Annotated in this window: 19 protein-coding genes; 7 read left to right on the plus strand and 12 right to left on the minus strand. The window is 72.7% G+C overall.

Translation table 11 applies throughout. The features are described 5' to 3' along the window. Positions 1-156: 156 nt before the first annotated feature. The gene (locus CP984_RS23715; protein ID WP_003979561.1) at positions 157-654 is read right to left on the minus strand and encodes a MarR family winged helix-turn-helix transcriptional regulator; all 498 of its coding nucleotides are present in this window, start codon (positions 652-654) and stop codon (positions 157-159) included. Between the two features lie 144 nt (positions 655-798). Next, on the minus strand, positions 799-1,896 hold the full coding sequence (locus tag CP984_RS23720; RefSeq protein ID WP_003979563.1) for a questin oxidase family protein: 1,098 nt from the start codon (positions 1,894-1,896) through the stop codon (positions 799-801). 165 nt (positions 1,897-2,061) lie between these two features. Between CP984_RS23720 and CP984_RS23725 the strand changes: the two genes are divergently transcribed. Continuing rightward, positions 2,062-2,616, plus strand: coding sequence for a pyridoxamine 5'-phosphate oxidase family protein (locus CP984_RS23725; protein WP_043980139.1), 555 nt, complete (start codon positions 2,062-2,064; stop codon positions 2,614-2,616). A gap of 210 nt (positions 2,617-2,826) precedes the next feature. Here the strand turns inward: CP984_RS23725 and CP984_RS23730 are convergent, their stop codons facing one another. Next, positions 2,827-3,408: an ABC transporter permease family protein gene (locus tag CP984_RS23730; protein WP_003979566.1), complete on the minus strand. Its 582-nt coding sequence runs from the start codon at positions 3,406-3,408 to the stop codon at positions 2,827-2,829. Between the two features lie 55 nt (positions 3,409-3,463). Next, positions 3,464-4,039: a GNAT family N-acetyltransferase gene (locus CP984_RS23735; protein ID WP_003979568.1), complete on the minus strand. Its 576-nt coding sequence runs from the start codon at positions 4,037-4,039 to the stop codon at positions 3,464-3,466. Positions 4,040-4,228: 189 nt separating this feature from the next. Here CP984_RS23735 and CP984_RS23740 point away from each other — a divergent pair, with 189 nt between their 5' ends. The 4 genes from CP984_RS23740 (at position 4,229) to CP984_RS23755 (ending at position 9,385) form a co-directional block, all read left to right on the plus strand. Beyond that, the gene (locus tag CP984_RS23740; RefSeq protein WP_003979571.1) at positions 4,229-5,230 is read left to right on the plus strand and encodes a sigma-70 family RNA polymerase sigma factor; all 1,002 of its coding nucleotides are present in this window, start codon (positions 4,229-4,231) and stop codon (positions 5,228-5,230) included. A 268-nt stretch (positions 5,231-5,498) separates the two neighbouring features. Then, the gene (locus CP984_RS23745) at positions 5,499-6,269 is read left to right on the plus strand and encodes a DeoR/GlpR family DNA-binding transcription regulator (RefSeq protein ID WP_003979573.1); all 771 of its coding nucleotides are present in this window, start codon (positions 5,499-5,501) and stop codon (positions 6,267-6,269) included. After that, a complete protein-coding gene (pfkB, locus tag CP984_RS23750) occupies positions 6,266-7,213 on the plus strand; it encodes a 1-phosphofructokinase (RefSeq protein WP_003979574.1) in 948 nt (315 codons plus the stop codon). The genes CP984_RS23745 and pfkB overlap by 4 nt, the downstream gene beginning before the upstream one ends. Positions 7,214-7,336: 123 nt before the next feature. Beyond that, positions 7,337-9,385 carry a PTS fructose transporter subunit IIABC gene (locus CP984_RS23755; protein ID WP_003979576.1) on the plus strand — a complete coding sequence of 683 codons (2,049 nt, stop codon included), beginning with the start codon at positions 7,337-7,339 and terminating at the stop codon, positions 9,383-9,385. Positions 9,386-9,461: 76 nt separating this feature from the next. Here the strand turns inward: CP984_RS23755 and CP984_RS23760 are convergent, their stop codons facing one another. Both CP984_RS23760 and CP984_RS23765 read right to left on the minus strand, forming a co-directional pair. Then, on the minus strand, positions 9,462-10,718 hold the full coding sequence (locus CP984_RS23760; protein WP_003979577.1) for a L,D-transpeptidase: 1,257 nt from the start codon (positions 10,716-10,718) through the stop codon (positions 9,462-9,464). A 99-nt stretch (positions 10,719-10,817) separates the two neighbouring features. Continuing rightward, positions 10,818-12,026 carry a CaiB/BaiF CoA transferase family protein gene (locus CP984_RS23765; protein WP_003979579.1) on the minus strand — a complete coding sequence of 403 codons (1,209 nt, stop codon included), beginning with the start codon at positions 12,024-12,026 and terminating at the stop codon, positions 10,818-10,820. 278 nt (positions 12,027-12,304) lie between these two features. Between CP984_RS23765 and CP984_RS23770 the strand changes: the two genes are divergently transcribed. After that, positions 12,305-12,589 carry a hypothetical protein gene (locus tag CP984_RS23770; protein WP_003979580.1) on the plus strand — a complete coding sequence of 95 codons (285 nt, stop codon included), beginning with the start codon at positions 12,305-12,307 and terminating at the stop codon, positions 12,587-12,589. 37 nt (positions 12,590-12,626) lie between these two features. Here the strand turns inward: CP984_RS23770 and CP984_RS23775 are convergent, their stop codons facing one another. The 4 genes from CP984_RS23775 to CP984_RS23790 form a co-directional block, all read right to left on the minus strand. Further along, positions 12,627-13,238: a YIP1 family protein gene (locus CP984_RS23775; protein ID WP_078575443.1), complete on the minus strand. Its 612-nt coding sequence runs from the start codon at positions 13,236-13,238 to the stop codon at positions 12,627-12,629. Positions 13,239-13,299: 61 nt separating this feature from the next. Beyond that, on the minus strand, positions 13,300-14,466 hold the full coding sequence (locus CP984_RS23780; protein ID WP_003979582.1) for a P1 family peptidase: 1,167 nt from the start codon (positions 14,464-14,466) through the stop codon (positions 13,300-13,302). A gap of 133 nt (positions 14,467-14,599) precedes the next feature. Beyond that, complete coding sequence (locus CP984_RS23785; RefSeq protein WP_030184163.1) at positions 14,600-15,412, minus strand: L,D-transpeptidase family protein; 813 nt, start codon at positions 15,410-15,412, stop codon at positions 14,600-14,602. Positions 15,413-15,621: 209 nt separating this feature from the next. Further along, on the minus strand, positions 15,622-16,773 hold the full coding sequence (locus CP984_RS23790) for a low temperature requirement protein A (RefSeq protein ID WP_003979584.1): 1,152 nt from the start codon (positions 16,771-16,773) through the stop codon (positions 15,622-15,624). Between the two features lie 320 nt (positions 16,774-17,093). Here CP984_RS23790 and CP984_RS23795 point away from each other — a divergent pair, with 320 nt between their 5' ends. Then, positions 17,094-18,347: an amidohydrolase gene (locus CP984_RS23795; protein WP_003979585.1), complete on the plus strand. Its 1,254-nt coding sequence runs from the start codon at positions 17,094-17,096 to the stop codon at positions 18,345-18,347. Here CP984_RS23795 and CP984_RS23800 read toward each other — a convergent pair. Beyond that, positions 18,307-18,543: a hypothetical protein gene (locus CP984_RS23800; RefSeq protein ID WP_078575444.1), complete on the minus strand. Its 237-nt coding sequence runs from the start codon at positions 18,541-18,543 to the stop codon at positions 18,307-18,309. The genes CP984_RS23795 and CP984_RS23800 overlap by 41 nt on opposite strands. Further along, positions 18,540-19,406, minus strand: coding sequence for a MerR family transcriptional regulator (locus CP984_RS42655; RefSeq protein ID WP_003979586.1), 867 nt, complete (start codon positions 19,404-19,406; stop codon positions 18,540-18,542). The genes CP984_RS23800 and CP984_RS42655 overlap by 4 nt, the downstream gene beginning before the upstream one ends. Positions 19,407-19,544: the final 138 nt, after the last annotated feature.

Here is a 19,544-nt window from a genome sequence, read left to right on the forward strand (position 1 = left end):
TGCTGATCACGCCGACCGATCGCGCCGCACTGATCACGCAGCGCTGATCACGGTGCACCGAGCGCAGGTGTACGGGCCGGTGGCCACGCGGCCACCGGCCCGTACGCACGCCCGAACCCCACCGAACCGGCCCGGCGCCGGCCCGCCCCCCGCTACTCAGCGGAGCCAGGGCAGGTCGGCGCCTTGCGGTTGCAGGCCGTCGGCCACCGTGCGGCAGATGTCGGCCAGCTGGCGGACCTGCTCGGGGCTGAGACGGTCGAAGAGGGCCGCCCGTACGGCGGAGACATGGCCGGGCGCGGCCTTCTCCAGGACGCGCAGGCCCTCGTCGGTGAGGACGGCGTTCTGGCCGCGCTTGTCCGAGGGGCAGTCCTCGCGCCGGACCCAGCCGCTCTTCTCCAGGCGGGCCACGGCGTGCGACAGCCGGGAGCGGGTGATCTTGGCGTTCTGGGCCAGTTCGGTCATCCGCAACCGGCGCCGGGGCGCCCGGGAGAGCTGGACGAGCAGCCCGTAGTAGACGTGCGGCATGCCCGCGTCACGCTGGAGCTGGCGGTCGAGATGGTCCTCCAGGAGCGTGGTGGCATGCAGGTACGACTGCCAGGCGTACTGCTCTTCGTCGCTGAGCCAGCGCGGCTCGCCTGCGGGTTCGTTGCTCATACCATCCACTGTCTCACCGCTCCGCCATTTCTTGAAGTTTTAACTAAGGGTGACGGGCAGGAAATGCGCAGGTGAGCCACCGTACGTGGGGCTTACATGAGGATCCGGGTTTTTCAGGAACGCTCTGAAACCGGGCCGGACCATTCAGGAATCGGCGGGAATCAGCTGCTGAGCGCGCACCGCGGCGGCCAGAGCCCGATCGGCGCCGAAGAACTCGCCGTCCACGCCACCGCCCGCACCCTCGTCACCCTCCGCAGACCACTTCGCCACGTCCAGCGCGGTGTCGGTCATCTTGATGACATGTTCGTCGCCGTGCCGCGCCGCCCGTTCGAAAACCTCCTCGGCGACGAGCCGGCCGCCCTCCTTCAACGGCGACTGCACCTCGGCGGCCGAGTAGACCGACGTGATCGCCGCGCTCGCCGTCCAGACCGCGCCGAGCGAGACCGCCCACAGTTCGCGGGGGAGCGCGGGCAGGGTGCGCAGCACCGCGTTCGGGGCGGTGGCGGTGTGCACCATCAGGACGCCATGGCCGTACCCGTGGTCCAGGTAGTGGTGCACGGCGGCCCCGACGAGCGCGGTGAGCCGGTCGCGTACGGCGTCGGGGTCGTCGGCCGGTACGTGCAGCGACTCGGCGGTGGCCAGCCAGCCGGGCGTACCGGGCAGCTGGGCCAAACCGTCGAGAGGCAGCACCTGTTGGTCGGCGACGCGCGGGAGGGCGGCCAGCGCTTCGGCGGGCGAGGCGGTGCCGGTGGGGTTCACGGAGACGGGCAGGGTGGTGTGCCGGGCGGCCCAGTACCCGAGAGCGTGCGCCAACTCCGCGATGCGCGGCGCCTCTTCGCCGTCCTCAAGGAGTGTGCGTACGACGTGGCCGACGCGGATGACGGGGTGCGTCGCGGCCCCGGCGATGCCGGGCAGTAACCGCGGCCACCACTCGGCGAGCACGTCGCGCCACGGACGTTCGGCGACGAGCCGGGTGAAGTACGCGGTCCAGTCGGAGACCCGGCGCGGATCGCCCAGCGCCTCCTGCCAGTTGGCGTCGGTGACCGTGCCCTGGAGGCTCGGCACGTCCTCCAGTTTCTCCTCGTAGTGATCGAGCCAGCGGTGCACGGAACCCGCCTGCCCATGCCTGACCAGCGCCTCCACGGCCATCGGCCCATGGTTGGCGAGGAAGCCCTGGAACTCGGGACCCGAGCCGTGCAGACGCTCCAGGGCCTCGTCGAGAATTCCGCTCGTGATGTCCATGCGCCGAGGCTAGGCGGGTGGTTCGGGCGCGGTAACGGACGGCGGTCCTACGCCCCGGTACGGCGATGGTCGTACGGCCGGGGGACGGGCGTAGGACCTTGTGCGCCAGGACCGACGCGATACCCGACAGGAGGTGTCGGGTATCGGGGGGGGGAGGGTGAGCGCATGACGAGCGACAGCACAGGTACACGTACGGGTACAGCCACAGGCGCAGGCGTGAGCTGGGCCGGATTCGCGGCCGAGCAGCCGGAGGCGGCGGGTCGGGTGGAGGCGCGCTTCGGGGCGTACCGGCACCACGTCCTCGGGACGCTCCGCCGCGACGGCTCGCCGCGCCTGACCGGCATCGAGGCGGACTTCCGCGCCGGCGAACTGTGGCTGGGCATGATGGCGGGCTCCCGCAAGGCGCTGGACCTGCGGCGCGACCCGCGCTTCGCGCTGCACGCCAATCCGGGGCCGGGCACGGACCTGGCGGGCGGCGACGTACGGGTCGCCGGGCGGGCCGTGGAGGTGACCGACCCGGCGGTGCTCGCGTGGTACGTGGGCGAGACGAAGCCGCCGGAGCCGTTCCACCTGTTCCGGGCGGAGCTGACCGAGGTGGTGCGCACGTACGTGGAGGACCCGCACATCGTGCTGGAGACCTGGCGGCCCGGCGGCCCCCAGCGCGTCATCCGGCGGGGCAACGGGGCCGAGCCGCCCGAGGTCACGGTCGTCCCCGGGTGAGCCGGAGCGGGGGCGCCCCTTCAGGTCGCGGTGATCTGGAAGGTGCAGGTGCGGGGGCGGTCCGCAGATCCTCTGGGGCGCTGCCCCATGTGGAAGCCGTCCGGGTCGCCCATGGGGGAGGCCACACGGCGGGGCGCCGCGTACGGCCGCCGTCGCCGGGGTGGTGCCGGCGACGGCGGTCAACGCTCCGGACGCGGTGGAGGCGCGTGCTCAGTTGGACGGGTGCGGGTGGTGGTGGGTCCGGCGCGGGCGGTGTTCGCCGTGGGGCTCGCGGACGCGGTGGGTGCGGAAGATGTACAGGGAGACGGCGAACATCACCGCGCCCATGACCGCTCCCATGCGCACCGACTCCAGGGTGGTGTGCCCGGCCGTGCCGGAGATGCTGTAGAGGTAGCCGATCGCGGTGCCGAAGAACGCTCCGTACGCCAGCGCCCGTACCTCCGTGACCAGGGTCGGCTGGACCCGTACGAGCAGCAGGCCGAGCACGCCGCTGACGACGGCCGTGATCAGGCCCAGCAGCCAGGCGTGACCCAGCGAGGAACCGCTCGTGCGGTCCACGAAGACGGTCCACAGGCCGTAGAGGAGTGCCGCGGCGACGGGCAGGGCCACGGCCATGGTGGACCTGCCGTGCGGCCCGGAGGCCGCGGCCGGGTTGTCCGGGTGTACCGAGGTGTCGCGGTGTACCGGGGTGTCGCGGTGTACCGGGGTGTCCGAGTGCGCTGTGTACGGCTGCGACGCGTCCCGCGACTGCGGGTCGGCGGTCGCGCCGTGCCGGTGGGCGGGCGTCTGCATGACGGGCTCCTCTCACTCGCCCCGTCTTCCAGGCCACACCCGGGTACCGCGAGCGTCAACCGGAGGAGCCGGTGCCCAGGTGTTTCTCGTACCAAGCGACGTCCCAGTAGCGCCCGAATTTGCGGCCGACCTCGCCGTACGTACCGACGTGCCGGAAGCCGAAGCGGGCGTGCAGCCGGACGGACGCCTCGTTGGGCAGGGCGATGCCCGCGTACGCGCGGTGCACGTCCTCGCCGGCGAGCGCCTCGAAGAGGGACTTGTAGAGCAGCGTGCCGACGCCGCGGCCCGCGGCCCCCGGCGCGCAGTAGACGCTGACCTCGACCGAAGTGGAATAGGCGGGCTTGATCCGGAAAGGACTACTGGTCACATAACCCAACAGCCGTCCACCGCGATCCGCGGACCGCCCGCCGCGCGCCCGCGCCCCGTGCGCCCTCTCCTGAGCAACCAGAAGGCGGTGCGGGCCGTCTACAGGGTGGGAGAGCAACCACGAGCGGCGCTGCTCGGGGGTGAAGGGCTCCGTGTCGAATGTGATGGTCGTCTCACGGACGTAGTGGTTGTAGAGGTCCGTGAGGTCCCCGAGATCAGCCTCGGTGGCCGGTCTGACCTGCACTTCCCGGTACTCCGACGGCATCCGCCCTCCTTGGTGGGGATGCAGGGTACTGCATGATCACGAAAATCGGTGCTCGGTGTGGGAATTCTGTCCGGATTCCAGCCGTTGTTTCCTTCGGAAGGGGTACTCGGGGGCTCAGACCGCACCCGGTGTCCCACCGCCACCATCCCGCGACCGACTCACGCAGACTCATCGCAAGGGAGCACACGCATGGCAACCCGTGCCGTCGCCCGTCGTCAGGCCACCAGCAGCGGTGCCGACGGGACCAACAGTGTTCGCGCCGTAGGCGGGGAGATCGCCGACCGCGACCTGGTCGGCATGTACCTCGACGAGATCGCGCGTACCCCTCTGCTCGACGCCGCCCGTGAGGTCGAGCTGTCCCAGACGATCGAAGCGGGTGTCTACGCCCGGCAGATCCTCGACGGGGTCGTCGAGGACGGCAACGCCGCCGGCGGCACCCGTGAAGAGCTCGAAGCGCTGGCCGAAGAGGCGGAGAAGGCCAAGGACATCTTCATCCGCTCCAACCTGCGCCTGGTCGTGGCGGTCGCCCGCCGCTACCCGCGCTCCGGCCTGCCCCTGCTCGACCTGATCCAGGAGGGCAACGCGGGCCTGGTCCGCGCGGTCGAGAAGTTCGACTACGCCAAGGGCTTCAAGTTCTCCACGTACGCGACGTGGTGGATCCGCCAGGCCATCACCCGCTCCATCGCCGACCAGTCGCGCACCATCCGGCTGCCCGTCCACCTCGTGGAGGAGCTGGGCCGCATCCGCCGCGTCCAGCGCGAGTTCAACCGGGAGAACGGCCGCGACCCCGAGCCCGCCGAGATCGCCCAGGAGCTGGGCTCCACGCCCGAGCGCGTCACGGACGTCCTGGACTGGGCGCGCGACCCGGTCAGCCTGAACATGTCGGTCGACGACGAGGGCGACACCCAGTTCGGCGACCTGCTGGAGGACACCTCCGCCGCCTCGCCCGAGCAGTCCGTCCTGACGCTGCTGCGCAGCGAGGAGCTGGAGGACCTGATCGACCGCCTCGACCACCGTACGGCCTCGATCATCAAGGCCCGGTACGGCATCGAGGACGGCCGCGAGCGCACCCTCACCGAGGTCGGCAAGCAGCACGGCCTGACGCGCGAGCGCATCCGGCAGATAGAGAAGCACGCGCTGCTGGAGCTGAAGCGGATGGCGCGCGACACGGGGTTCGACGCGGCGGCGTAAGGGCGCCCGCCCTGCGCCCGTGCTCCCCGTCGGTGGTGGCCTGACGTGGGCTGATGTGCGGCCGTCCGCATACCCCGAGTGATTCCTTACCCCTTCCCCCATAGACGAGCCCCGGTGCCGCTACCCCCCCTTCGGTACCGGGGCTCTTTGCTGCCCGGCCATGCCCGTTTGTGTTGGCCGTGGGTCCGAGTGTGTTTACTTCCTGGCGTTCCAGTCGTACCTTTGGCTTGAAACCACACGGTCGGGCATGAGGCAGGCGCAAATCACCATGTACGCAGCGGAGCGGCAGCAGGAGATCCTGCGACTGGCACGCGAGGGCGGGCGGGTCGACGTGCTCTCGCTCGCCGAGGAGTTCCAGGTCACCGCCGAGACCGTCCGCCGGGACCTGAAGGCCCTGGACCGGGCCGGGCTGGTGCGCCGGGTGCACGGCGGCGCCATCCCCGCCGGGCGCCTGGACTTCGAGCCGGACCTCGCCGAGCGGGACACCGTCGCCGCCGACGAGAAGCAGCGCATCGCGCGGGCCGCGCTCGCCGAGCTGCCCGGCGGCTCCGCCCCCGGCAGCGTGATCCTCGACGCGGGCACCACGGCCGCCCGGATCGCCGCCGAACTGCCGCTGGAGGCCGAGCTGACCGTCGTCACGCACGCCCTCCCGGTCGCCGCGCGGCTGGCCGATCACCCCGGCCTGACCCTGCACCTCGTGGGCGGCCGCATCCGGCACCGTACGCGGGCCGCCGTCGACGACTGGGCCCTGCGCGCCTACCGCGAGATCAACGCGGACGTGGTGTTCCTGGCGACCAACGGCTTTTCCCTGGAAGGCGGCCTGACCACCCCCGACCTCGCCGAGGCGGCCGTCAAGCGGGCTGCGGTCGCCGCGGCCCGGCGGGTCGTGCTCGTCGCGGACAGCAGCAAGTTCGGGCAGGTCCACTTCGCCCGCTTCGGCGGACTCGACGACGTGGACCTGCTCGTCACCGACACCGGGCTCAGCCCCGACGACGCCCTCGCCATCGAGCGCGCGGGCACGGAAGTAGTGCGCGCATGATCCTCACCGTCACCCCCAACCCCAGCCTGGACCGTACGTACGAGATCCCGACGCTGGAGCGCGGCGCCGTGCTGCGCGCCACCGCCGACCGGATCGACCCGGGCGGCAAGGGCGTCAACGTCTCCCGGGCCGTCGCGGCGGCCGGGCACCGCACGCTGGCCGTGCTGCCCCTCGGCGGCCCGGCGGGCGCGGCGCTGGGCGATCTGCTGGCGGCGGAGGGCATCGAGGTCGCGGGCGTACCGGTGGCCGGGCAGACCCGGTCGAACATCTCCGCCGTCGAACCGGACGGCACCCTGACGAAGATCAACGCGGCCGGTCCCGAACTGTCGGCGGACGAGTCGCGGGCGCTGCTGGAGACCGTACGCACCCGGTCGGCCGGGGCGGACTGGATCGCCTGCTGCGGCAGCCTGCCGCGCGGGCTGGCCCCCTCCTGGTACGCGGAACTGGTCGCCCAGGTGCACCAGGCCGGAGCCCGGATCGCGCTGGACACGTCCGGACCGTCGCTGACCGCCGCCCTGGCGGCCCGCCCCGACGTCGTCAAGCCGAACGCGGAGGAACTCGCCCAGGCGGTGGGCCGCCCGCTGCGCACCGTCGGCGACGCGGTCGAGGCCGCGCGCGACCTGCGGAAGCTCGGCGCGGGCGCGGTGCTCGCCTCCCTGGGCGCGGACGGGCAACTGCTCGTGGACGCGGACGGCGAGCGGTTCGCCTCCGCGCGGGTCGCGACCGTACGCAGCAACGTGGGCGCGGGCGACGCGTCGCTGGCCGGGTTCCTGGCGGCGGGCGGCGTCGGCGTACGGGCGCTGGCCTCGGCCGTGGCGTACGGGGCGGCGGCGGTGCAACTGCCGGGCAGTGCGATGCCGGCGCCGATGGATCTGGATCCTTCGGCGGTCCTGGTGGGCGACACCGTGCCGGTGGGGCTGGAACTGCGGGAGCCGGCGGGATGAGCGCCCCGGGCCGGCTCACGTGTTATCGCTTCGCTCGTCCTCAAGTTCCCCCAGCTAGGCGCTGGGAGGGGCCCCCAGACGGGCTGAGTTTGCTGGGACTTGATGCGAGCGAAGGAGCCCGCGATGAGTGAGCTGATCACCGCGGAACTGGTCGATCTGGACCTGTCCGCCGGGAGCAAGGAGGCGGCGGCGCGGTCGCTGGCCGAGCGGATGGCCGGGCTGGGCCGGGTCACCGATCTGGACGGCTTCCTCGCGGACGTGGCCGCGCGCGAGGCCCAGATGCCGACCGGCCTGGACGGCGGCATCGGCATACCGCACTGCCGCAGCGCGCACGTCACCGAGCCGACGCTCGCCTTCGGACGCAGCGCCGCCGGGATCGACTTCGGCGCCGCCGACGGCCCGGCCGACCTGATCTTCCTGATCGCGGCACCGGCGGGCGGCGACGCCGACCACCTGTCGATCCTGTCGACGCTGGCCCGGCACCTGATGGACGAGGAGTTCACGGGGGCGCTGCGCAGGGCGGACGATCCGGCGGCGGCTGCGGCGCTCATCCGGGGGGACGAGCCGGAGGCCGTAACGGAGGCGGAGGCCGGGCCCGAGGCGGAGGCCGTAACCGAGCCTGCGGCGGAGCCCGAGCCTGCGGCGAAGCCTGAGACAGACGCCGGGCCGGAGGCGAAGCCCGAGCCCGCACCCCCCTTCAAGATAGTCGCCGTAACCTCCTGCCCCACCGGCATCGCCCACACCTACATGGCCGCCGAAGCGCTGGCCAAGGCGGGCAAGGAGGCCGGGGTCGAACTGGTCGTGGAGACGCAGGGGTCGGCCGGGTTCAAGCGGCTGGACCCGGAGGTCGTGGCCGCCGCCGACGGCGTGATCTTCGCGCATGACGTGGAGGTGCGGGACAAGGCGCGGTTCGCCGGGAAGCCGACGGTCGACGTGGGCGTGAAGGCCGGCGTCAACCGGCCCGCCGAACTGATCGCCGAGGTACGGGAGAAGGCCGCGCGCGGCGACGTCTCCGCACCCGCGGCGGCCGGGTCCGCGCCCATGGACCGGGACGGCGAGGCGGGCGACGGCTTCGGCACGCGGCTGCGCAAGTGGCTGATGACCGGCGTCAGCTACATGGTCCCGTTCGTCGCCGCGGGCGGCCTGCTGATCGCGCTGGCCTTCGCGATCGGCGGGTACGGGATCAACAAGGCGCCGTCCGTCGCCGAGCACTTCGTATGGACCGAGTCCGCGAGCTGGGCGGCGCTGCTCTTCCAGATCGGCAGCGTCGCCTTCGGCTTCCTCGTCCCCGTACTGGCCGGCTTCATCGCATACGGCATGGCCGACCGGCCGGGCCTGGTGCCGGGCTTCGTCGGCGGCGCGATCGCCCTGACCGTCAACGCCGGCTTCCTCGGCGGCCTGATCGCCGGACTGATCGCGGGCGCGGTGGTGATGGCGGTCCAGCGGGTCCGGGTGGCGCCCGCGCTGCGCGGCATCATGCCCGTGGTCGTCATCCCGCTGATCTCGTCGGCCGTCGTCGGGTTCCTGATGTTCCTGGTGGTCGGCAAGCCGATCGCGGCGCTCCAGAAGGCGCTGACCGACTGGCTGAGCGGGCTGTCGGGCGCCAACGCGGTCATCCTGGGCGTCATCCTCGGCCTGATGATGACGTTCGACCTCGGCGGCCCGCTCAACAAGGTGGCCTACGCGTTCGCGGTGGGCGGCCTGGCCAACCCCAACGACGGCAGCCTGAAGGTGATGGCCGCGGTGATGGCGGCGGGCATGGTGCCGCCGCTGGCGATGGCGGTGGCCACGACCGTACGCGGCGGGCTGTTCACCCGTACCGAGCGGGAGAACGGCAAGGCGGCCTGGGTGCTGGGCGCCTCCTTCATCACCGAGGGCGCCATCCCGTTCGCGGCGGCCGACCCGCTGCGCGTCATCCCGTCCGCGATGGCGGGCGGCGCGGTGACCGGCGCCCTGTCGATGGCGTTCGGCTGCACGCTGCGCGCCCCGCACGGCGGTGTCTTCGTGGTGCCGCTGATCGGGCAGCCGCTGCTGTACCTGGTGGCCGTGCTGGCCGGTACGGCGGTCACCGCGGCGCTGGTCGTCCTCCTGAAGGGCCTGCGGAAGACGGCCGCGCCCGCGGTCGCCGCGCCGGAGGCGACGGCGGTCGCGGGTGAGCCGGCCGGGGTCTGACGGCACGGACGCGCAACGACGGTGGCCGGTCCCCCGCGGGGACCGGCCACCGTCGTTGCGCTTGGGAGCTACGGGATCAGCCCGCGCTGCCCGCCTGCCATTCCGCCCACGACATGTTCCAGCCGTTGAGACCGTTGTCCGGCTTCACGGTCCGGTCGGGTGAGTTCTTGACGACCACCACGTCACCGACGAGCGAGTTGTCGAAGAACCACTTGCCCGGGGTGTCGCCGCCACCGCCCTTGTTGTCCTGGAGGCCGACGCAGCCGTGGCTCGTCCCGGCCCGGCCGAAGATCGACGGGCTGCCCCAGTAGTTGCCGTGTATGAACGTGCCGGAGGAGGAGAGCCGCATGGCGTGCGGCACGTCCTTGATGTCGTACTCGCCGCCGAAGCCGACCGTCGAGCCGTCCATCCGGGTCTGGGTGAACTTCTCGGAGATGACCATCTGGCCGTTGTAGGTCGGGTTCTTCGGGCTGCCGCCGGAGATCGGGATCGACTTGACCGTCTTGCCGTCCCGGACCACCGTCATGGTCTGGGTCTTCATGTCGACGGTGGAGACCTGCGAGCGGCCGACGGTGAAGTTCACCGTCTTGGACTGCACGCCGGTGATGCCCTGGCCGCCCTTGACCCCGTCCAGGTCGATCTTCAGCGTGACCTTGGAGCCGGCCTTCCAGTACTGCTCCGGACGGAAGTCCAGGCGCTGCGAGCCGAACCAGTGGCCGACGACCTTCTGGCCGCTGCTGGAGGTCACCGTGATGTGGGACTGGACGTCCTTCTTGTTGGTGATCACCTTGTCGAAGGTGAACGACACCGGCATGCCGACGCCGACGGTCTTGCCACCGTCCGGCGTGTAGGAGCCGATGAAGCTGTTCTTCGAGGAGACGGTGGTGAAGGTGCGGTTCTCGGTGGCGGCCCGGCCCTTGCCGTCCTTGGCGTTGGCGACCAGCTTGTACTTGGTGCCGCGCTCCAGCTGCTTCGACGGCTTCCAGGAGGAGCCGTCGGCGGCTATCGAGCCCTTGACCTCGGCGCCGTTGTCCGCCTGCACCAGCTTCACATCGGTGAGCTTGCCGCCGCTGACCTGGACGCCGGTCTCGTTGATGCTGGCGTTGGTGGCGCCGTCCTTCGAGGTGACCGAGATCTTCGCCTCGGAGGCGTCCTTGGCGGCCGCGGCATCCGCGCCGGCCGCCTGGTCCTTGCCGTCCTTGCCGCCCGCCGAGGCGTCGCCGCCGCAGGCGGACAGGGCCAGGGCACCGGCGGCGAGGAGGGAGGCCGCCGCGAGTCCGCGACGCAGCCGACGGGTGCGGGACGGTGCGGGCGGCGCGGTGTTGTCCGGCATTGTCACGGGCTGCTCCATGCAAGGGTGTTGTTAGTCAGTGCTGGTAAACAGCAACTACGGGCGGGTTTGGTTGCACTCCCGACGCTGGTGTGATGAACGTCACTTCAGGGGTGGCAGGGGAGCTTCGGGCGGGCCGGACAGCCAGGCGCGCAGGGGTTCGCCGTGCTCGTCCAGCGCGGGCGGGGCGCACGGTGCGGCGACCGGTGTGGCGGACAGCCGCAGCGGACTGCGCACCTGAGGTATCCGGTCGGCGCCGACCGGCACGACCGGCTCCAGGCCGAGCCGTCCGGCCAGCCGCAGCGCCTCGCCGACGGTGTTGACCGGCCCGCAGGGGACGGACGCCGCGGTCAGCCGCTCGGTCCAGGCCGCCGGCGTGTCCGCAGCCAGCCGCTCCTCCAGCTCCTTGACCAGTTCGGTGCGGTGGCGCACCCGGTCCTGGTTACGTGCGAAACGCTCGTCGTCGGCCAGCCCGGGCGCGCCCAGCGCGTGCGCCAGCGCGCGGAACTGCCGGTCGTTGCCGACCGCGACGGCCAGCGGCTCGCCGTCCCGGCAGGCCAGCGTCTCGTACGGGGCGATGCTCGGGTGCCGGTTGCCCATCGGGCCCGGGTCGCGGCCGGTGGCCAGCTGCCCGGAGGTCTGGTTGACCAGCGAACCGAGCAGCGACGACAGCAGGTTGACCTCGACGTGCTGGCCCTGCCCCGTACGGTCGCGGTGGCGCAGCGCGGCCAGTACGGCGGTGGTGGCGTCCTTGGCGGTCAGTACGTCGACGAGGGCGACGCCCGCCTTCAGGGGCGGGCCGCCCGGCTCGCCGGTGATGCTCATCAGGCCCCCGACGGCCTGCACGACGAAGTCGTAGCCCGGCAGGTGCGCGCCCGCGCCGGAGCCGAAGCCGGTGATCGAGCAGTGGACCAGGCCGGGGTGGGCGGCGGTGGTCGTCGCGGGGTCCAGGCCGTAGCGGGCGAGCGCGCCGGGCCGGAAGTTCTCGATCAGTACGTCGGCCCGGCGGGCCAACTCGCGGGCCGCCGCCGCGTCGCCGGGGTCGGCGAGGTCCAGGGCGAGGCCGCGCTTGGAGCGGTTGGCGGCGTCGAAGTACGCGGCCGTGCCGTCGGCGGCGAAGGGCGGCCCCCAGGAGCGGGTGTCGTCGCCGGTCACCGGCCGCTCCACCTTGATCACATCGGCGCCCAGGTCGGCCAGCGTGGCGGCGGCCAGCGGCCCGGCCAGGACGCGGCTGAAGTCGGCCACGAGGAGGCCCGCCAGGGCCTTGGGGGTGGCGGCTGCGGGGGTGGTGGCGGTGGTCGGCTGCGGCACGTGCGTACTCCTCACGTCGCGCGGGCGGTGTGCCGACATGCTGGGGGACGATCTTGGGGGAGGGGAAGGGGGCGGTGTCCGGGGCCGGGCCGGTGGGGTGTGGGTGAAGCGTGGGGGCGGCGGGCGGGAGGTGCGCAGGTGTGGGAGAAACATCACTTGTGGGGTGTAAGTCCTTTCAATCCCCTGACGTTGGTCCCTGACATGGTGTCTACTGCTGGAGTCCGCCCCGCCGGGGCCCGTCAGCGGGCCCGGAACCGCGCACCGACCTGGAGGACCGCATGCTCCCCTCCGTCTCGCTCCTCCAGCAGATCGGCCTGGCCATCCTGCTCGCCGTCACCATCGGGTGGGCCGTGAGCCAGGCCCGGATCGTGCGCCGGCACCGCTTCGAGATCCCGGGCGGAAACGGCCCGAGACCGGTGCTCCGCGCGGTGCCCCGGCAGACCGGCCCGGCCGGGCCGCCGTCCGAGCGGGTGGAGCTGAGCGCCGCCGAGCGCGAGGCGTTCGCCGGACTCGTACGGCAACTGAAGCAGCTGAACGGGGACGAGCGGCCGGAGCGGCACTGAACCGGTGCCCATGAGCGCGGTGCAGGCCGTCAGGCCGTCACCGCACCGGCCCCAGTTTCAGCAGTGCCAGTGACGCCAGCATCTGCACCGCCACCGCCACCCCCGCCTTGAGCGTGGACAGATGGTGCTGGCCCCGGATGAGCAGTATGGCCAGCAGATAGCCGAAGCCCCAGGTCGTCCACGCGACCGCCTGGACCAGGGTGGAGTTGTGCGGCAGCCATGTCGCCAGCGCGAGCCGCGGCAGGTCGGTCACCCAGAACAGCACGACGAAGAGGCTGACCGTCGGCTCGAACCGGCCGTTGCCGCCGATCGTGCGGGCGATGGCGTGGGTGACCACGCCCAGCGCGAGGCTGGCGACCAGCACCCCCGCCTCCGCGATCGCCGCCATCTGCAACGCGAGCTGCTGGTCCAGCGCCCACTGCTTGCGGAACGCGTCCACCGACACGATGCCGAGGGCGCCGCTGACCAGGCACAGCAGGACCGCCGCGCTCCAGGCGCTGCGGTCCCGGGCCTCGTCCATCACCTCGACCGGCCGGTACCAGAGGCCGAGGACCAGACGGTGCCACCACAGCCGGCGCCGTCTCGGCGGACCGGGTTTCCTTCCGGTGGGCGGCTGGACGAGCGTGGGGGGAGGCGGCGGCACGGACATATGGCCCGTTCTACCACCGGAGCCGGGTGGCGGGCTCCGACGGGTGGGAGGCCGGGGCCGGTTACGGGGCCGCGTACAGGTCGCGGTACGACGGGAAGCGGCCGCCCGGAGTGTCCACCGTCTCGGCCGCCAGCACGGCCTTGACCACCGCACGGGTCAGCACCTCGGCCCCCGCGGCCAGCACGTCGTTCAGCGCACCGGTCTCGGCGTGCACCCCGAACGCCGGGTCGGCCGCGGCCTCTTCCGGCACCAGCGGCCGGTCCCCGGTGGCGAGCGCGAAGACGGTGTCGCCGTCGGTGAGCAGATGCGCCGGGCGCACCGCGCGGGCCAGGCCGTCGTGCGCGATGCCCGCGAGCTTCTGGGCCTGGGCACGCGTGAGGACCGCGTCGGTCGCGACGACGGCGAGGGTGGTGTTCAGGGGCTGGCGTACGGAGGTGGCCGAACGTCGCTCGGAAGCGCTACGGGCCTCGGCGAGGCGGCGCTGCGCGGCGGCGTGGGCGTCGGGGGAGGGCGCGAGGGGCACGCCGTGCTCCTCGTCCGCCTGCTCTCCGTACCGCCCGTACAGCACGCCGGTACGTGGATCGACCACCGAGCCCGCCGCGTTGACGGCCGCCAGCGCGGCGACCGTGATGCCCGACGGCAGGACCAGGCTGGTGGTGCCGATGCCGCCCTTGACGCCGCCGGCCACCGCGCCCGTACCGGCGCCGGTGTTGCCCTGGGCGACGGGCGCGCCCGGTTCCGTGGCGGCGGCGTCCTCGATGGCGGCGCGGCCGAGCGCGGCGTCCGGGCGGGCCCGCCAGTCGCCGCCGCGGCCCAGGTCGAACAGGGCCGCGGCCGGTACGACGGGCACGACCTGCGCCGGGTCCGGGCCGACGCGGTAGCCGCGGCCCTGTTCCTCCAGCCAGGCCACCGCACCTGACGCGGCGTCCAGTCCGAAGGCGCTGCCGCCGGACAGGACGACGGCCTCGATGCGCTGGACCAGATTGCGCGGGTCCAGGGCGTCCGTCTCGCGGGTGCCGGGTCCGCCGCCGCGTACGTCCACGGCGGCGATGGCCCCGCCTTCGGGGGCCAGGACGACGGTGGTTCCGGACAGCCACCCGTCGCCGATGCGCTGCGCATGCCCGACCCGCAGGCCGCTGACGTCGGTCAGGGCGTCGCGGGGGCCGGGGCGGGATGCCGGGGTACGGGTGCCGGCTGCGTTGCCCGGCTGCTCGGTGTCGTCGGCCATGGCACATGCGTACCACGGGGGATGCGGGGGCGGTACGGGTGTCATGAGCCGCGACGGGCCGTCAGGTGCCGTACAGCATAGGCACGGCGGTCCCCTTCACGGAGCGGGGGCGGCAGGCCGCCCGCCGGCCCCCTCAGTGTCCCGCCGGGCCCATCACGATCACCGGGTGCTGCGCCGGGTCCAGCGTGCGCAGCAGCTCCTGCATCACCTCGGGCTTGAGGCTGATGCAGCCCTGCGTGGGCCCGTCGTGGTCCACGTGCAGCCAGACGCCGCCGCCCTTCCGGTCGCCCATCGGACGCCGCTGGTCCAGCGGTGAGGAGCCCTTGACCCGGTTGTAGTCGATGGCGATGACGTAGTCGAACGCACCGCCCAGCGGCTCGCCCTCCACGCCGGTGCCGTGCGCGACGAAGCTGTCGTTGCGGTCGTACGGCAGCTTGGTGCCCTCCGGGGGCGCCAGTTTGCCGCCCGCGTCGCTGAGCGTGAAGACACCCTCCGGCGAGCGCAGGTCACCGTAACGGTGGTCCTTGGTCCAGCCGCGGGACGCGTTGTGCGCGGCCCAGCGCGCGCCGGGGCGCCAGTCGTCGGAGTCCTGTGCGCGGGTGTAGAGGACGACGGAGGAGTCGTGCTGGTCCACGCCCTGCCCGGTGACGACGAGCACCTGCCGGGAGTCGGCCGGGATCTGCTTGCGGGTGGCGTCGCTCAGGCCCGGGATCGCGCGCGGCGCGGTCGCCTGCGCGTGGCCGGCGGCGGCGTGCGCGGGGACCTCCGGCGCCGAGGGGGCCGGGCGGGCCTGCTCGGAGCGGTGGCCGTCGTGGTCGTCGCCCGAGGCGGGCCAGGCCCACAGCGCGGTGCCCACCAGCGTGGTCAGGGCGAGGCCGCTCACCGCCTTGCCGCGACGGGTCATCCTTATTCGCATACCGCGTTGCTGGGCGTGGCGGGCAGCCATGTTCGTGGCGTCTCCTCGCCCGTCGGCTCCGGGCCGGTGGGCTGTCGTAGGCATAAAACGGGCAATCCGCACCCTACACCGTCCAGGGAAACGCCCCGCCCCGCACCTCGTGTCTTCATGCGTCACGTCCGGCCAATGGCCGAAAGAGACGGGACCATTGGCCGGAATGGCGAGGTCGTAGGGCCTGGAGGGGTGGAAGTGGCGGCCCGTCAGCTCTCCAGCGCCTGCCCCTGCCGCGCCGTCAGCGTCGCCCCCACCGCGACCGTGACCGCCCCCACCATTCCGGCCAGCAGGACCGCGGCGTGCCCCGCGAACGTACAGGCCAGGACCAGTACGGAGGACACCGGCAGCACCAGCTGCTGGGCCAGGTTGCGCTTCTGGTGGCGGGAGTGGATCAGCCACACGGTGAAGAGGAACAGCGCGCCCGGCACGGTCACCGTCGCGGACGCCGCGAACACGGAGAGGTGCGCCTTGCCGACCGACTCCTCCACCGCCACCTCGATGCCCGCGCCGATCGCCGCAGCCGAGCCGAGGACCAGGTAATGGCCGTAACCCCAGACGAACGCCTGGCGGTTCGAGACGAGGTGGAGGTGGATGGGGACCGCGAAGTAGATCCAGTACGCGGCGAAGATCAGCAGCAGGCCGCCCGCCGCGATGGGCAGCAGATCACCCAGCGCGTCCTGCTCGTCCACCGCGGACTGCACCGCCACCGTGGCGGCGGAGACCGTCTCGCCGAGCACGATGATGACGAACAGGCCGTATCGCTCCGCGATGTGGTGCGGGTGCCAGGAAGTCTGATGGTCCCGTTCGGCCAGCGTGGGTACGGCCATCTCCGCGACCGCCAGCGCCACGAACACCCACGGCCGGGCGGCGTCCGGTGACAGCAGCAGCACCAGCCAGCCGACCTGGCACAGCGTCACCCCGGCGGCGTAGCGCAGCGCGGTGGTCCGCTCCCGGCCGGTGCTGTTGCGCGCGGCCCGCAGCCACTGCGACACCATCGCGAGCCGCATCACCAGGTAGCCGAACCACACCACCGCGAAGTCGCCGTCGAAGGCCCGCGGCACCCCGGCCGCCAGGATCAGCACGCCCGCGATCTGTACGAGCGTCACCACCCGGTACAGCGCGTCGTCGGTGTCGTACGCGGACGAGAACCACGTGAAGTTCATCCAGGCCCAGAAAACCGCGAAGAACAGCATCAGATAGCCGGTGATGCCGTGCCCCGGATGCCCTTCCGCGAGCGCGTGCACGAGCTGTCGCCCGGCCTGCGCGACGGCCACGACGAAGCACAGGTCGAAGAAGAGCTCCAGCGGAGTGGCGGCGCGGTGGCTCTCGGAGCGCCCGCGCGCCCGCATGCGGGCCATCACGGGCGGACCGTCCGGTGATTCCGCTGCGTCCGGTACCTCCGGTGTGTCCCCTGCATCTGGTGCTCCTTGCTCCCGTGTCGCGTCGAGGGCCGCGCCCCAGTACAGCCCGCGTGGCCGGAAAGCCGCCATGAGGCGCGCGGGGCTCTCGCCGGTTGGGGAACTCACGGCGTGCAAGAGGCGTTTTCTGTAAAGCCTTTAAAGGAGGAGCGAGGGGTGCGCGCCGGCCCGTGCAGCCCTGGCGGCTCCAGCCTGTTCCGGGCTCGGTGCGACCGGTCCGGGCCTCGTCCGTACGTCCGTTACGTGATCAAATGCTACGTATGAGCGATAGCGCGCGTGACACCGTACTGGCCCCGCTCGACGCCCGCATGGCGGACCTCGAATCCCTCTACGAAGACCTCCACCGGCACCCCGAACTCGGCTTCCGGGAATCCCGTACGGCCGCCGAGGCGGCCCGCCGCCTGACCTCGTACGGCTACGAGGTCACCACCGGCATCGGCCGGACCGGCGTGATCGGCGTGCTGCGCAACGGGCCGGGCCCGGTCGTCCTGCTGCGCGCCGACATGGACGCCCTGCCCGTCACCGAACGCACCGCCCTGCCGTACGCCTCCACCGTCCCCGGCGTCATGCACGCCTGCGGCCACGACGTGCACGTCACGTGCCTGACGGGCGCCGCCGACCTGCTCGCGGCGGGGCGGGAGCACTGGTCCGGCACCCTGGTGGTGCTCTTCCAGCCCGCCGAGGAGGTCGGCGACGGGGCGCGGGCGATGATCGATGACGGACTGTTCGGGGCGGAACACAGCGGCATCCCCACCCCCGATGTGATGTTCGCCCAGCACGTCGCCCCGTTCGGCGCCGGGCTGATCGCATACGCGCACGACGCCTGTATGGCCGCCTCGGACAGCCTGAAGATCACTTTCCATGGCACCGGCGGCCACGGCTCCCGCCCCGAGACCGCCGTCGACCCGATCCTGATGGCCGCCGCCTTCGTCCAGCGCCTCCAGTCCGTCGTCGCCCGCGAGATCGCGGCCAAGGACCGGGCCGTCGTCACCGTCGGCTCCTTCCAGGCCGGGGACGCCCCCAACGTCATCCCCGACCAGGCGGTGGTGCAGCTCAGCGTCCGTACCTTCGACGAGCACATCCGTACTCAGGTGCTGGCGTCCGTCGACCGCATCGCCATGGCGGAGGCCGCAGCCTCCGGCGCGCCGCGGGAGCCGGAGACGGAGGTGCTGAACACCTTCCCCGTCACCCGCAACGACGACCGGACGCTGGAGCAGGTCAACGCGGCCTTCACCGACCACTTCGGCGCCCCGCGGCTGTTCGCCTACGAACCGGCCGCCGGCAGCGAGGACGCGGGCCTGATCGCCACGGCCGCCGACGCGCCCCTCTACTACTGGTGGCTCGGCGGCTGGGACCCCGACGAGTTCCGCACCGCCATGGCCTCCGGCCGCCTTGCCCAGGACATCCCCTCGAACCACTCACCGCACTTCGCGCCGGTGAAGCAGCCGACGCTGGCCATGGGCGTGGAGGCTCTCACCGTGGCGGCGCTGAGCCATTTGAAGGCCGGCCGGTGAGTCCGGGGCCCGACCGTACGTAGGCGACGGCCGCCTGGATCGCCAGCGCCACGGCGACCGTGGGGGCGATGCTCCAGGGGAGCACTCCGGCGATGGCCAGGGCGGCGCACAAGGGGACGGTGAGGAGGGTGGGGAGGACGGAGGAGAGGGCCAGGCGGGCGCGGTGACGTGGGGTCAGGTGATGCGGGTGGGTCATGGGTGGTCCTTCGTGTGGGGTGTGCCGGGGGCATGGGGGAGGCCGTCGGGCTCCGTACGGGCCCGGTCGAGGTAATCCGCCAGCTCACGCCAGGCATCGGGCGCCGGGCCGGAGCCCGGACCGGGGCTGGAGCTGGAACCGGCTCCGGGCCCGAAGCCTGATCCGCCCCCACCCGCCATCTCCTCCGGCTCCGCCCGCCACGCCGCCCGCACCCCGGCGGACACGCCCGCGTCCCCGCCGCTGAACAGCACACCCAGCTCGTCCATCCGGGCCGCCAGCCGCCGCACCCGCCGGTCCGTGGGCGGGACTCCCGACTCGCGCAGCCGGGCCGCCCGGCGGTACAGCTCCGGCCACTCCACCTCCAGCAGATAGTGCGCCGCCGGGCCCAGCGCCGCGCCGCGCGCGGCCAGGACCTGGAGCTGGTCCGCGTCCAGGTGGCGGCGCAGGGCCCGGTCCGCCGTCGGGCCGGTACGGCCGAGCGCTTTGAGCGCCGCCAGCAGGTCGCGCGTCTCCGGTGCCGTACCCGCCGACAGTGACTCCTCCAGTCGCCGCAGCCGTCCGCGCAGCGCTTCCAGGGCGGACAGGGACTCCTCGACGTCCGCCAAGTGGTCCCGTACCAGCCGCAGCGGATCGATCCCCGAGTCCAGGCAGGTCGCGATGGTCTCCAGCCCCAGACCGAGACCGCGCAGGGCCAGCACCTGATAGAGGCGGGCCGCGTCGTCCTCGGTGTACTCGCGGTGGCCGCCGGGGGTGCGGCGGGACGGGCTGAGCAGCCCGATGGTGTCCCAGTGGTGCAGGGTCCGGACGGTCAGCCCGCTCGCCTCGGCGAGCTGACCGACCTTCCAGGTGGTGGCAGTGGTCATGCCTTTTACTGTGCAACCTCACGTCGCGTCGGGTTCAAGTCCGCCGCCCGTCCAAGGCGCGGCAGGGCGCTTGACCTTGCCCTTGGGGGAAGACCCAGGCTCGGGGCAGCGGGGGACAGCCCCGTACGAGGAGGGTGG

The sequence above is a fragment of the Streptomyces rimosus genome (assembly GCF_008704655.1).
Classification (GTDB): domain Bacteria; phylum Actinomycetota; class Actinomycetes; order Streptomycetales; family Streptomycetaceae; genus Streptomyces; species Streptomyces rimosus.

Coding starts and splice junctions, on each gene's coding strand:
- CP984_RS23725 (WP_043980139.1), top strand. CDS start 2,062: ATGACGAGCGACAGCACAGGTACACGTACGGGTACAGCCACAGGCGCA.
- CP984_RS23730 (WP_003979566.1), bottom strand. CDS start 3,408: ATGCAGACGCCCGCCCACCGGCACGGCGCGACCGCCGACCCGCAGTCG.
- CP984_RS42655 (WP_003979586.1), bottom strand. CDS start 19,406: ATGACCACTGCCACCACCTGGAAGGTCGGTCAGCTCGCCGAGGCGAGC.
- CP984_RS23785 (WP_030184163.1), bottom strand. CDS start 15,412: ATGGCTGCCCGCCACGCCCAGCAACGCGGTATGCGAATAAGGATGACC.
- CP984_RS23800 (WP_078575444.1), bottom strand. CDS start 18,543: ATGACCCACCCGCATCACCTGACCCCACGTCACCGCGCCCGCCTGGCC.
- pfkB (WP_003979574.1), top strand. CDS start 6,266: ATGATCCTCACCGTCACCCCCAACCCCAGCCTGGACCGTACGTACGAG.
- CP984_RS23790 (WP_003979584.1), bottom strand. CDS start 16,773: ATGGCCCGCATGCGGGCGCGCGGGCGCTCCGAGAGCCACCGCGCCGCC.
- CP984_RS23775 (WP_078575443.1), bottom strand. CDS start 13,238: ATGTCCGTGCCGCCGCCTCCCCCCACGCTCGTCCAGCCGCCCACCGGA.
- CP984_RS23795 (WP_003979585.1), top strand. CDS start 17,094: ATGAGCGATAGCGCGCGTGACACCGTACTGGCCCCGCTCGACGCCCGC.
- CP984_RS23770 (WP_003979580.1), top strand. CDS start 12,305: ATGCTCCCCTCCGTCTCGCTCCTCCAGCAGATCGGCCTGGCCATCCTG.
- CP984_RS23740 (WP_003979571.1), top strand. CDS start 4,229: ATGGCAACCCGTGCCGTCGCCCGTCGTCAGGCCACCAGCAGCGGTGCC.
- CP984_RS23755 (WP_003979576.1), top strand. CDS start 7,337: ATGAGTGAGCTGATCACCGCGGAACTGGTCGATCTGGACCTGTCCGCC.
- CP984_RS23715 (WP_003979561.1), bottom strand. CDS start 654: ATGAGCAACGAACCCGCAGGCGAGCCGCGCTGGCTCAGCGACGAAGAG.
- CP984_RS23735 (WP_003979568.1), bottom strand. CDS start 4,039: ATGCCGTCGGAGTACCGGGAAGTGCAGGTCAGACCGGCCACCGAGGCT.
- CP984_RS23780 (WP_003979582.1), bottom strand. CDS start 14,466: ATGGCCGACGACACCGAGCAGCCGGGCAACGCAGCCGGCACCCGTACC.
- CP984_RS23720 (WP_003979563.1), bottom strand. CDS start 1,896: ATGGACATCACGAGCGGAATTCTCGACGAGGCCCTGGAGCGTCTGCAC.
- CP984_RS23760 (WP_003979577.1), bottom strand. CDS start 10,718: ATGCCGGACAACACCGCGCCGCCCGCACCGTCCCGCACCCGTCGGCTG.
- CP984_RS23745 (WP_003979573.1), top strand. CDS start 5,499: ATGTACGCAGCGGAGCGGCAGCAGGAGATCCTGCGACTGGCACGCGAG.